General features: G+C 56.1%; 10 protein-coding genes. 6 read left to right on the top strand and 4 right to left on the bottom strand.

The genetic code is table 11. From position 1 onward, the window contains the following. Window positions 1–119: 119 nt before the first annotated feature. From ACQE32_RS17450 to ACQE32_RS17430, 5 genes are all read left to right on the top strand, one after another. Complete coding sequence (locus tag ACQE32_RS17450; protein ID WP_426982014.1) at window positions 120–314, top strand: hypothetical protein; 195 nt, start codon at window positions 120–122, stop codon at window positions 312–314. Between the two features lie 49 nt (window positions 315–363). Further along, entirely contained in the window at window positions 364–1,047 is a 684-nt protein-coding gene (gene mutH / locus ACQE32_RS17445; protein ID WP_426982013.1) for a DNA mismatch repair endonuclease MutH, read from the top strand. A gap of 67 nt (window positions 1,048–1,114) precedes the next feature. Further along, entirely contained in the window at window positions 1,115–1,825 is a 711-nt protein-coding gene (locus ACQE32_RS17440) for a TerC family protein (RefSeq protein WP_426982012.1), read from the top strand. A 138-nt stretch (window positions 1,826–1,963) separates the two neighbouring features. Then, window positions 1,964–2,179 (top strand): YgdI/YgdR family lipoprotein, encoded by a 216-nt coding sequence (locus ACQE32_RS17435; RefSeq protein WP_085070310.1) that lies wholly within the window; start codon window positions 1,964–1,966, stop codon window positions 2,177–2,179. A 163-nt stretch (window positions 2,180–2,342) separates the two neighbouring features. Continuing rightward, the gene (locus ACQE32_RS17430; RefSeq protein ID WP_426973646.1) at window positions 2,343–3,383 is read left to right on the top strand and encodes an NADP(H)-dependent aldo-keto reductase; all 1,041 of its coding nucleotides are present in this window, start codon (window positions 2,343–2,345) and stop codon (window positions 3,381–3,383) included. A gap of 40 nt (window positions 3,384–3,423) precedes the next feature. On the opposite strand, the gene lplT is transcribed toward ACQE32_RS17430, so the two are convergent. The 4 genes from lplT to ACQE32_RS17410 all read right to left on the bottom strand — a co-directional run bounded on the left by lplT (window position 3,424) and on the right by ACQE32_RS17410 (window position 11,080). Then, window positions 3,424–4,626: a lysophospholipid transporter LplT gene (lplT, locus tag ACQE32_RS17425; RefSeq protein WP_426973645.1), complete on the bottom strand. Its 1,203-nt coding sequence runs from the start codon at window positions 4,624–4,626 to the stop codon at window positions 3,424–3,426. Next, complete coding sequence (aas, locus tag ACQE32_RS17420) at window positions 4,623–6,764, bottom strand: bifunctional acyl-ACP--phospholipid O-acyltransferase/long-chain-fatty-acid--ACP ligase (RefSeq protein WP_426973643.1); 2,142 nt, start codon at window positions 6,762–6,764, stop codon at window positions 4,623–4,625. Before aas ends, lplT begins: the two co-directional genes overlap by 4 nt. A gap of 135 nt (window positions 6,765–6,899) precedes the next feature. Next, complete coding sequence (locus ACQE32_RS17415) at window positions 6,900–8,621, bottom strand: penicillin-binding transpeptidase domain-containing protein (RefSeq protein WP_426973642.1); 1,722 nt, start codon at window positions 8,619–8,621, stop codon at window positions 6,900–6,902. 182 nt (window positions 8,622–8,803) lie between these two features. Continuing rightward, a complete protein-coding gene (locus tag ACQE32_RS17410) occupies window positions 8,804–11,080 on the bottom strand; it encodes a molybdopterin guanine dinucleotide-containing S/N-oxide reductase (RefSeq protein WP_427022177.1) in 2,277 nt (758 codons plus the stop codon). A 184-nt stretch (window positions 11,081–11,264) separates the two neighbouring features. Here ACQE32_RS17410 and galR point away from each other — a divergent pair, with 184 nt between their 5' ends. After that, complete coding sequence (galR, locus tag ACQE32_RS17405) at window positions 11,265–12,266, top strand: HTH-type transcriptional regulator GalR (RefSeq protein ID WP_426973640.1); 1,002 nt, start codon at window positions 11,265–11,267, stop codon at window positions 12,264–12,266. Window positions 12,267–12,533: the final 267 nt, after the last annotated feature.

Here is a 12,533-nt window from a genome sequence, read left to right as displayed (position 1 = left end):
CCGCAAGGATCCTTTACTGGCGAAAGATCGCCCACCGCCGATTTTATCCACAGAATATGCGATAAAGTTATGCACAAAATGGCTTCACCCAGCAAAAAAGCCCTGCGTCAAGGCTGTAAATGGAAACAGTATGCGAGAAAAAGCTGAGTTATCCCATGTTTCTGTGGATAACCAGGTGTAAGATCCTGTTCATTGCCGGTGACAATGTGGGTAAAACAGCAACGCCGTTTGCTCTTCCTGTTGCGCGGCAAAATAAAATCCCAAGATTTATCATGCTATTATTCCCTGGTTTTACCGCCCATCAGGCTACATAAAAGATACCTAAACGAGGTGGTTATTTTTTGAGCAATAAACAGAGGGGATATGGAGCCACGTTTTCTCACTACGCCACCGCCAGATGAAGAGACATTACTGGCGCGCGCGCAGGCGCTGGCAGGCTATACGCTGGGCGAGCTGGCGCAGCAGGCCGGTATCGCCACACCTGCGGATTTACGTCGTGATAAAGGTTGGGTCGGCATGCTGCTGGAGATGCATCTTGGTGCCAGCGCCGGCAGCAAGCCGGAACGTGATTTTGCCCATCTTGGCGTCGAGTTAAAAACAATTCCCATTGATGCGCAGGGTCGCCCGCTGGAGACCACATTTGTTTGCGTTGCGCCGCTGACCGGCAATAGCGGCGTGACCTGGGAAAACAGCCACGTGCGTCATAAGCTGGCACGGGTACTGTGGATCCCGGTGGAAGGCGATCGAGCCATCCCTCTGGCGACGCGACGCGTTGGCGCACCGCTGCTGTGGAGCCCGACGCAGCAGGAAGAGGAATTGCTGCAGCGCGACTGGGAAGAGCTGATGGATATGATTGTATTAGGCCAGGTGGAGCGCATCACCGCCCGCCACGGCGAGGTGTTGCAGATCCGTCCCAAAGCGGCCAACAGCAAGGCGTTAACTGAAGGCATTGGCGAGCATGGTCAGCCGATTATGACGCTGCCGCGCGGTTTTTATCTGAAGAAAAGTTTTACCGCCCCGCTGCTGGCCCGTCATTTTTTGCTTTAATTTTTTCCAGAGTATGAGGCGATGCGTATAATCACCGTTTAACTTTCGTTTAGGATGCAGTGTTACAATGTTTGACTGGATTGCAGATCCCAATGCCTGGCTGGCCCTCGGCACGCTGACCATACTTGAAATCGTGCTGGGCATCGATAATATTATTTTCCTCTCCCTGGTTGTGGCAAAACTACCCAAAAATCAACAGAATAGCGCACGACGCATTGGTCTGATGGGCGCGATGCTGATGCGTTTAGGGCTGCTGGCCTCTATTGCATGGGTTATTAAGCTCACCGACCCGCTGTTTACCCTGTTTGATCACTCCTTTTCCGCGCGTGATTTAATTCTGCTTGGCGGCGGTCTGTTCCTGCTGTGGAAATCGAGCATGGAGATCCATGAAAGCATCGAAGGGGATAATGAGGAGCATAAAACGAACGTGCACTCCTTCTTCGGGGCTATCGTGCAGATCATGGTGCTGGATATTATTTTCAGCCTCGACTCGGTGATTACCGCAGTGGGTCTGTCCGACCATCTGTTTATTATGATGGCTGCGGTAGTGGTTGCGGTTGGCGTAATGATGTTCGCGGCAAAAGGCATCGGGGAGTTTGTCGATCGCCATCCGTCAGTGAAAATGCTGGCGCTCGCGTTCCTTATTCTGGTCGGCTTCACGTTGATTCTGGAAAGCTTCAATATCCATGTGCCGAAGGGCTATATCTATTTCGCGATGTTCTTCTCAATGGCGGTAGAGAGCCTTAATCTGCTGCGTGGCAAGAAATCCGTTCAGTAATTGCTGTTCCTCAATATATCCGGCTGCGACCGGATATTTCCTTCCCCGCGCTTTTTTCAGAATCCTGCGATTAATCCTGGGCAGTAAATATTTTATTACTACACTGTGTAGTTGGAATAACCACCAGGAGAAAAGATAATGAAGCGGATTACCAGCGTGGCTGTGTTGACCATGATGATGCTGTTAAGCGGTTGCAGCAGCAGTTACGTCATGTCCACTAAGGATGGTCATATGATTATGACTGACGGCAAGCCGGAAATTGATAAAGATACGGGGCTGGTCAAATATACCGATCAGGCCGGTAATGAAATGCAGATCAATGGTGATGAGGTCTCTTCCATCATTGAGCGGTAATCAGATATAAGCGCCGACTTTGCAACAGCCTCCGGCGCTTATCGATAAATTGAACCATCACTCTCCTCTTTCCCCTCTCGTCACTGCCCGCTATAGTCGAAATGGTGCTTGTTGAAATCGCACCGCCAAGTTTTTCCCCATAATGACAAAAGGAAGCCGGCAAATGCACTATCACCGTATCCCCCATAGTACGCTGGAAGTCAGCCAGCTGGGATTGGGAACCATGACGTTTGGTGAGCAAAATAGCGAAGCCGATGCCCATGCCCAGTTGGATTTAGCCGTTAGTTGCGGCATTAACCTCATCGACACCGCGGAAATGTATCCTGTTCCGCCACGCCCGGAAACGCAGGGATTGACCGAAAGCTATATCGGCAACTGGCTAAAGGCGCGTGGCAACCGCGACAAAATCGTACTGGCGACTAAAGTTGCCGGGCCATCACGCGGCAGTGACGCCGGTATTCGTCCGGCTCAGGTGCTGGATCGCAAAAATATTCGCGTGGCGCTGGAAGCCAGCCTGAAGCGTCTGAACACTGACTATATCGACCTTTATCAGGTGCACTGGCCGCAGCGGCAAACTAACTGTTTTGGCAAACTGGGCTATCAGTACACGGATACCAGCGTGCCGGTTACCCTGCTGGAAACGCTGGAGGCGCTGGCCGAGCAGGTGCGCGCCGGTAAGATCCGTTATATCGGCGTCTCGAATGAAACGCCGTGGGGCGTAATGCGTTATCTGCAGCTGGCGGAAAAGCATGAGCTGCCGCGTATTGTTTCCATCCAGAATCCCTATAGCCTGCTCAACCGTAGCTTTGAAGTGGGCCTGGCGGAGATTAGCCAGCATGAAGGCGTCGAGCTGCTGGCCTATTCCAGCCTCGCTTTCGGCACGCTTAGCGGTAAATATCTGAACGGCGCGCGTCCGGCCGGGGCGCGAAATACCTTGTTTAGCCGCTTTACGCGTTACAGCGGCGAGCAGTCTCAACAGGCGGTAGCGGAATATGTCGATCTGGCGCGCAGCCACGGGATCGATCCGGCACAGATGGCGCTGGCTTTTGTGCGTCAGCAGCCTTTTGTCGCCAGCACGCTGCTGGGCGCTACGACGCCTGAACAGTTGCAGAGCAATATTGACAGTTACCAGTTGACGCTCAGCGGTGAGCTACTGGAACAACTGGAAGCGATTCATCGGCGCTACACCTATCCCGCGCCGTAAAACAGCGGCGCAGCGTTAAACGCTGCGCCTGCTTACTTTTCTATCCGCGACGCTTTTGCGCCAGCTGCCAGCCCCAGAGCATGGCGATAGCGAGCGCAAACAGCGCGCCAAAGCCCACGCCGGTTGCGACCGGCGGCGCACCCAGGCGGATCGCCAATGAATAGAGGCCCAGCATCAACAGCATGGCGCTGTTCTCACCCAGGTTCTGTACCGCAATAGCGTTGCCTGCGCCGACCGTTTGTTTGCCGCGCTCCTGCAGCAGCGCATTCAGCGGCACCACAAAAAAGCCGCCCAGTACGCCGATGACCATCAGCAGCGCATAGGCGTTCGGCTGGGTATGCTGTAGCGCAAATATCACTACCGCGACGCCAATCAGAACGCCTGCAGGCATACAGCGCCCGACGGTTTTCAGCGTAACCAGTTTTGCCGCCGCCGCCGCGCCAATCACGATGCCGATCGCCACCATCGCATTCAGCAGCGTGGGGGTTTTGTTGTCGGTGATGCCCAGCGCAACCGGCACCCACAGCACCAGCAAAAAGCGCAGCGTTACGCCCGCGCCCCAAAACAGGCTGGTGCCTAACAGCGAAAAGCGTGTTTCACCATTGCGCCACAGCAGCCGTGCCGCCTGAAAAAAGCTACGCGTCATCGCCAGCGGATGCCAGCTTTGACCGGGACGCGCCGCCTGCAGCTTCGGGATCAACAGGTTGGCGGCGACCGCCAGCCCGTAGGCCACCACACAGGCGAACAGCGCCGCCAGCAGGTGCCAGTCCGCCAGTACGCCGCCCGCCATCGATCCCAGCAGGATCGCCGCAATGGTAGAGGCCTCCATCAGGCCGTTGGCTTTCACCAACTGTTCGCCATTGGTGATCTCACCAAGAATGCCGTACTTGGCAGGTGAATAGGCCGCCGCGCCGATGCCCACCAGCGCATAACCGACAAATGGATCGAAGCCAAAGCAGATCACCAGCGCGCCCAGCAGTTTCAGGCCGTTCGCCAACATCATTACCCGTCCCTTGGCAAAACTGTCTGCCATCTGGCCCACAAAAGGCGCCAGCAGAATATAGGTAGCGACAAATACCATCTGCAGCACCGGCTGGCTCCAGTCGGGATAGTGTTGGTTTTTCAGCAGCGCCAGCGTTGCGAACAGCAGCGCGTTATCACCAAAAGCGGAGAAAAACTGGGCAACAATTACCGCCAGCATGCCGCGCGACATTAATGAAGATCCATGCACGGGGAGTGTCATTCTTCCACCATTTTTTTCAGCGTGACGAAATCGGGCTTACCGCTGCCCAGCAGCGGCAGCTGTTGCAGGAAACGAATATCTCGCGGTATCGCCAGCTCTGCCGCGCCCAGTTCTCGGGCCGCCTGCTGCAGGCGATCGCGCTGTAGTTCGCGGTCGGTGGTGAACAGTACCAGCGCTTCGCCACGATTGCCGTCCGGCTTAATGGCGGCGGCGTGCTGTTTCTCCGGTGAGGCTTTCAGCGCGATCTGCTCAACCACCTCCAGAGAAACCATTTCGCCTGCAATTTTCGCAAAGCGTTTCGCCCTGCCCTGAATCTGACAGAAGCCGCCCTCATCAAAGCTGACGATATCGCCGGTGTCATACCAGCCCGGCTCCATCACGCCTTCGCCATTGTCGGCCACTGGCGGCTCCAGCTCGCCGGGACGCTCCACGCGCAGATAACCATTCATGATATTCGGCCCGCGCAGCTGTAGCCGCCCGCCCTGCTCAATGCCCGGCACTGACATCAGTCGTGAATCCATACCCGGCAGCAGACGGCCAACGGTATGCGGTTTTGCCGCCATCGGTACGTTAATCGATACCACCGGCGCGCACTCGGTAACGCCGTAGCCTTCAAGAATGCGGATCCCGAAGCGCTCCTGATAGAGCTGACGCACGCTTTCCTGCAGTTTCTCCGCTCCGGCGACCACATAGCGCAGGCGGGCGAAATCATAGGGGTTGGCGAAGCGAGCATAGTTGCCAAGGAAGGTTGAGGTACCAAACAGCACGGTGCAGTTACGGTCATAGACCAGCTCCGGCACGATGCGATAGTGCAGCGGGCTGGGATATAAAAACACCTGCGCGCCGGTAAACAGCGGCGTAAACAGGCCAACCGTCAGGCCGAATGCATGGAACAACGGCAGCGAGGCCATAAAGCGATCGCGCGGCGTAAAATCCGCAACGGTACGAATCTGTTCCACGTTCGCCAGCAGGCTTTTATGGGAGTGCACCACGCCTTTCGGGTTGCCTTCCGAGCCGGAGGTGAACAGCACCATCGCCGCATCTTCCGCCCGCTGCGGCAGCATCGCGCGCCGGGGAAGCAGCAGATGCGCCAGGATCCACAGCTTATCTTTACCTGTCAGCGTATCTTTCAGATCCTCAAGGAAGATCCACTGAACCTGCGGGATCCCCTGCGGCAGATGCCACAGGTTGCCTTTATCCAGAAACTGCCGTGAGGTGAAAACGGTTTTTATTTGGGCGGCGGTCACCGCGCTGGTCAGGCCGTTTACCCCGGCGGTATAGTTCAGCATTGCCGGTACGCGTGCGCGCAGCGTGGCTCCGAAAATAGCGGCGGCGGTCACGGTGGTATTCGGCAGCAGCAGGCCGACATATTCGCCCGACTGCGTGTAGCGCTCCAGAATGCGCCCCACGCCCAGCGATTTTTTTAGCAGCCCGGTATAACTGTCCGGCGCAAAATTAATATCTTCGATACAGCGCTTAAACCAGCCGTAGCGGGTACGGGCACTAAGAAGAGCCTCGAACAAGGTTTCGCGCGGACGCACCGCCATGCGTGCTTCCATCATAATATGATGCAAGTGCTCACCGGCCAACGCGCGACGATCGCGGGCGCGCGGCGCATTGGGCATGGGTATCAGGGTGGGCGGCAGTACCGTCAGGGTAATACGCGGGAACAGGCGACGCTTGAAGATGCCGCCGAGTCGGCCAAAAGGCGTATATTCCGCGCCTTCGATGCGCATCGGCACCACCGTCGCCTGCGATTTAGCCGCGACAAAGCCAGCGCCGCTGTAAATTTTCATTAAAGAGCCGGTGATGGTAATGCGCCCTTCCGGGAAGATAACTACCGGACGCCCTTCATTAAGCGTGCGCACCAGATATTTAAGCGACATAGGCCGCGTAGGATCGAGCGGTACAAAATCCACCATCGGCTTAAGCAGACGCATATACCACTTATCGCTGATGCTGGAATAGACGGCGAAAACCGGTTTTACCGGCAGGAACAGCGCCAGCAAGGCTCCGTCCAGAAACGACGCGTGATTAGGCGCAATCAGCACCTTTTCTTTGCGCAACCCGGAGAGATCGCCGCGCAGCTGTACGCGCCACAGCAGACGAAACAGAAAACGGAAGAAATTAAAAAGCATGCCAGCTCCTTAGCAGCCGAAAAAACTGGTTATAACCATGCAGCAAAGGCACGCTGAACTCAACGCTAAGAGATTAAAAAACCGCGCAGTCTCACTGGCTGCACGGTTTTTATCATATCGAAGAGCAAGGATGTATTAATGGGAGGCGGCGTTTACCAGCGCATCAGGAGCAATGTTCATATGTTTCAGTACCGGCCCCATGATGTTGCCAAAAATCGGCGCGGCGACCGAGCCGCCAAAGTGATCGCCGGCGGTTGGATGGTTAATCATCACCACCAGAGCCACCTGCGGATCGCTGGCGGGCGCAATGCCAGCGGTGTAGTTAACGTAACCGCCATCATATTTACCGCTACTGCCCATTTTCTCTGCCGTACCGGTTTTGGTGGCTAACCGATAGCCTGACACCGCCGCACGGATCCCGGTGCCGCCCGGCAGCACATCGCTTTCCAGCATATGCACCACCGTTTTTACCGTTTCCGGATTAGCGACCTGCTTACCCAGTACCGGCGGCGTAACTTTAGTAATGGAAAGCGGTCGGTAAATACCGTAGCTGCCCAGCGTGGCATATTCACGGGCGATCTGTAACGGCGTTACGCGTAATCCATAGCCAAACGAGAAGGTTGCGCGTTCAATATCAGCCCAGCGCTGACGATGCAGCGGAAAATAGCCGACGCTTTCGCCGGTGAGCCCAAGGCCGGTGGGCTTGCCAAGACCGAAAGCGTGATAGGTATTTACCAGCGCTTCTGCCGGCATCGCCAGCGCAATGTGCGATACGCCGATGTCACTCGATTTTTGCAGGATGCCGGTCATGGTCAGGCGCGGCCAGTGGCCAACGTCGCGGATCAGGTGACCGTTAACGCGGTACGGCGTGGTATCCAGCACGGAATCAGGCCGCACCAGGCCACGCTCCAGCCCCTCCATTACCACCAATGGTTTTACCGTGGAGCCGGGTTCAAAGCTGTCATTGATCGCCACGTTGCGCATCTGGGCAGGCGAGACGTCCGCATAGTTGTTCGGGTTAAATGACGGATAAGAGGCCATCCCAAGGATTTCCCCGGTATCAATCTTTACCAGTACCGCCGCACCGGAATCGGCTTTATTCAGCAGCACCCCATCTCGCAGTTTGCTGTAAAGCGTGTACTGATCGAACTTATCGATACTGAGCTGTACGGTGGGCGGCTGTTTCGGCGGCTGATAATCGATCATTGCGATGATGTTGCCTTCGCGATCCTGGCGATATTTCTCGAAACCCGGCTGCCCCTGCAGCACTTTGTCGTAGCCTTTTTCCAGCCCGTTCAGGCCGGTGTTATCAGCGCCGACAATGCCAATAAGCGGTGCCGCCGCTTCGCTCATCGGATAAAACCGACTGTCATTATAAACGGTGCTGATGCCTTTCAGATGCAGCTTGCTGATATCTTTGGCGATGCCCAGTTCAATTTTACGCCCCAGATAAAGGAAGCGGCGATGCGGGTTGGCGGTAATTTGCTGCTGTATCTGTTCCGGGCGTTGATTAAGCGCATTAGCCAGATATTGCCATTTAGGGCTGGTGAAATCGGGTTGCGCTTCCAGTACGCGCTGCGGATCGGCAATGATATCGCGTGAAGGAACGCTAAGCGCCAGCGTCTCACCATTGCGATCCAGCAGGGTGCCTCGGTTCGTAGGCAGAGTAACGGTACGCAACGAACGCTGATCCGCTTCGTGTTCCAGCCTTGGATGATTGATTAACTGGAGATCGGCGACGCGGGCCAGCAAAACAGCCAGACATCCCACCACCCCCAGACAAATAAGGCGAAACCGAAACGGATTGAACGGCGCTTTAATCTGATCTTTTCCAGGAAATTTTTGTATGCGGGGCATGGTCCATGACCTTAATGCGGGCAAAAAAAACCTGCGCATCTGCGCAGGTTGGTGTAATCAAAAACTTGTTGATGTTCACCCATCAATACCTCTGGGACTTAAAATGTACCAAGCGGCAGAGACGGGCGGCTATCAATGATTCGCAACAGTTGCCCGCAAAATGTAACCAGCTATGTGATTTATCAGCTCTTTTGCAATGTTTTCCGCTGACAGATCTCTACCAGGCAGGACATTGCGTTCGGCCCCTGCGTTAATAGCGAGGTGCCAATATCCAGCGTCAGAACATTAGGATTCCCGGCGCGATCCCAGGGTTGCCAGGCTCCGCCAAAGCCCGGGTCGAACCAGGCGCCGGTAGAGATGACCACCACGCCGGGTGCCAGGCCGGGGTTCAGTTGCACACCGGCCAGCATCATGCCGCGCGCGTTAAACACCTCGATTTCATCGCCATCGCTGATGCCGCGTGCCGTTGCATCCTGCGGATGCATCCACAGCGTTTCATGACCGGCGGTTTTATTCGCCTGGACGTTTGGTGTCGCATCCAGCTGGCTGTGCAAGCGATCTGCGGGCTGAACAGAGATCAGATGCAGTGGAAAACGATCCGCCTGTTCACTGCCCAGCCACTCCTGCGGTGCACGCCACTCCGGATGCCCCGCCATGTCGTCCAGTTGGAAATCCGCAATAGCGTGACAAAATAGCTCAATTTTTCCGCTGGGTGTTTTCAGCGGGCTGGCCTGAGCATCGGCGCGAAAGTCAGACATAAAAACATAGTCGCGCTCGCTGGCTGGCACCTCGGCATAGCCGCGCTGCCAGAACTGCTCAAATGACGGCCACTGCACCCCTTTGCGCTGCTGCGCTTCACCGCACTGCTGGTAAAGATGGGCGATCCATTGCATCTCATTACGGTTTTCAGTGAAGCGCTCGCGATAGCCGAGGCGCTCAGCCAGATCGGCGAAAATATCGAAATCGTTACGCGCCTGATGCTGTGGGGCAACCGCCTGATGCATGGCGAAAACATAGCGATCGCGCGAAGAGCCGCCAATGTCGTTACGCTCAAGGGTAGTGGTCACTGGCAGGACGATATCGGCCATTTTTGCCGCCGCCGTCCAGACAATGTCCTGCACAATAACCGTATCTGGCCGCTGCCAGCCCTCTACCAGCCGGTTGAGCTGCTGATGATGATGGAAAGGATTTCCACCCGCCCAGTGCATCAGATGAATATCTGGATAGCGATGCGTTGCTCCCTGAAAGGCATAGCTTTCGCCAGGTTGCAGCAGCATATCGCAGATGCGCGCAACCGGGATCGCCAGCCCGGCCGGGTTGGGTCCGGTGGGCAACTGCGGTGCAGGCGTATCGATTCTGGGGTTGCCTACGCTGTTCATGGATCCATGCCCGAACGAGAAGCCCGCACCCGGCAGGCCCGGCTGTCCCAGCATGGCGGAGAGCGCGATCATCATCCAGTAGGGTTGTTCACCGCGATGTGCGCGCTGTACGGCGTAGGAACAGGTGATAAAGCTGCGTTTACCCGCCAGCTGACGCGCCAGCCCGGCGATGCGTTCCGCCGGCACGCCGGTAATGGCGCTGGCCCATTGCGGCGTTTTCGCTATGCCGTCGCTTTGTCCCAGCAGATACTCTCGCAGCTGCGGATAACCAACGCAGTGACTATTCAGGAAGTCACGATCCGCCGCGCCAAGGCGTTCAATTTCATACCCCAGCGCCAGCATCAGAGCGACATCCGTGTTAGGGCGAATCGCGATCCAGTCGGCATTCAGGAAGGCGGGACAATCATCGCGTAGCGGACTGACGTTAATAACGCGTGTGCCTTTTCGCGCCAGCTGCTCCAGGGCTGGTTTCAGGGTATGTTCGCCCGCTCCGCCCGATGCAACCTGCGCATTTTTCAGCGCCAGGCCGCCAAAGGCCAACACCACTTCCGCATGTTCGATAACGCTCGGCCAGTCGGTTACGCGTCCGGTCAGCGGCATATAAGTGCCGATTACATAAGGCAGGAAGAATTGTGCAGAGCCCCAACTGTAGTTACCTATTTGATCAACCCCGCCGCCGCCGTTGAAGTAAAAGCGTCGGACCAGCGTTCGCGCATGGTTTACCCGTCCAGCTGAAGACCAGCCATAGGATCCGGTGAAGATGCCGCTGGCGCCGTAACGCTCGCGCACGCGCTGGTTTTCCTCTGCCACCAGATCAAGCGCAGTTTCCCAGCCCACCGCGATGAAGTCCTCACGTCCACGCAGCGTGCGATCGCTGTTTTCCCGCGCCTTTAACCAGGAGCGACGCACCATCGGCTGCTGAATACGTTTGTCCGAATAGATCAGTTGCGGGATGGTTTGCAGCATCGGTGAGGGATTGCTGTCGGCAAAAAAGGGTTCGCAGCCGGTAAGGCGGCCGTTTTCGGTTACGGCGGTAAAGGCGCCCCAGTGGGCGAGATGTGGAACTTTTTTGATCGTCATGGTGCGGGTGCAGGCGTCAGCGAAAGGAAAAGAGAGGCATGGTAGCTTTTCCCGCATGAAAAATAAAAGCGCAATAATCGGCGCGCTTTGCGACGGGGCTGACATTCTGTGCGGTTGAACTTGCGGGTCTTTTCCGCAACACTCTTGGTATGTGTAAACGTTTACCCCGGAAGGTTCTCTATTCATGGCTACGATAAAGGATGTCGCCAAACTGGCGGGTGTTTCTGTCGCCACTGTCTCTCGCGTTATCAATAATTCGCCCAAGGCCAGTGAAAATTCTCGTCTGGCGGTATTTAGCGCGATGGAGGCGTTGCAATATCACCCGAACGCTAATGCGCGTGCGCTGGCGCAACAGTCGACGGAGACCATTGGTTTAGTTGTTGGTGATGTTTCCGACCCGTTTTTCGGTGCGATGGTGAAGGCCGTTGATGAGATTGCCTGGCAGACCGGCAATTTTTTGCTGATTGGTAATGGTTATCACAATGAAGTTAAAGAGCGGCAGGCGATTGAGCAGCTAATGCGTCATCGATGCGCGGCGTTGGTGGTACATGCCAAGAAGATCCCTGACGAGGAGCTGGAGAAGCTGATGCAGCAGATGCCAGGTATGGTGCTGCTTAACCGCTCTTTGCCTGCTTTTCAGCAGCGCTGTATTGCGCTGGACGATCGTTATGGTGCCTGGCTGGCAACGCGGCATTTGATTCAGCAGGGCCACGATCAGATCGCCTTTATCTGTTCGACGCATACGATTTCCGATGCCGAGGAGCGTTTGCAGGGTTATTACGATGCGCTGAAGGAGCACAGTTTGCCCTGTAATGACCGGCTGGTGGCGTTTGGCGAGCCGGACGAGGTAGGCGGCGAGCAGGCGATGACAGAGCTGTTAGGGCGTGGACGGAATTTTACCGCTGTCGCCTGTTATAACGATTCGATGGCGGCGGGTGCGTTAGCCGTGCTGAGTGATAATGGTATTCGCGTGCCGGAGGAGATGTCGTTAATTGGCTTTGATGATGTGCTGGTGTCGCGCTATGTACGTCCGCGTTTAACCACTATCCGTTACCCGATTGTGACGATGGCGCAGCAGGCTGCCGAGCTGGCATTAGCGTTAGCAAATAATCAGCCGCTGCCGGAGGTGACGAATACGTTTAACCCAACGCTGGTACGCAGGCATTCTGTTAGCCCGCCAGGCTGAGGTTGGGCTTTGTCAGATGCCGGTTATATAAAACATTACGGGTGCCGGTCACGAGAGGGGCGGGCAGTTCCGGCGGGACGGCATAAACCCATCCCTGGGACCTCCGCCCGCACCTTCCCTGGCGCGGGAGGCCCGCCTATTCTGCCCGTCCCTCTCCTTCCCCTTATATCCCGCTATCGTTACTTAACCTTTTAAAAATTAAAACCAGTAAGGCGGCAGCAAACAATTACAGGAGTCAGTGAGGCGGCAGCAAAAGGCACAAGAGCA

The organism is Pantoea sp. FN0302 (genome assembly GCF_050113775.1).
In the GTDB taxonomy this organism is placed as follows: domain Bacteria; phylum Pseudomonadota; class Gammaproteobacteria; order Enterobacterales; family Enterobacteriaceae; genus Mixta; species Mixta alhagi.
The sequence above is the reverse complement of the archived record's forward strand: the minus strand, read 5'-3'. Positions and strand labels throughout refer to the sequence as shown.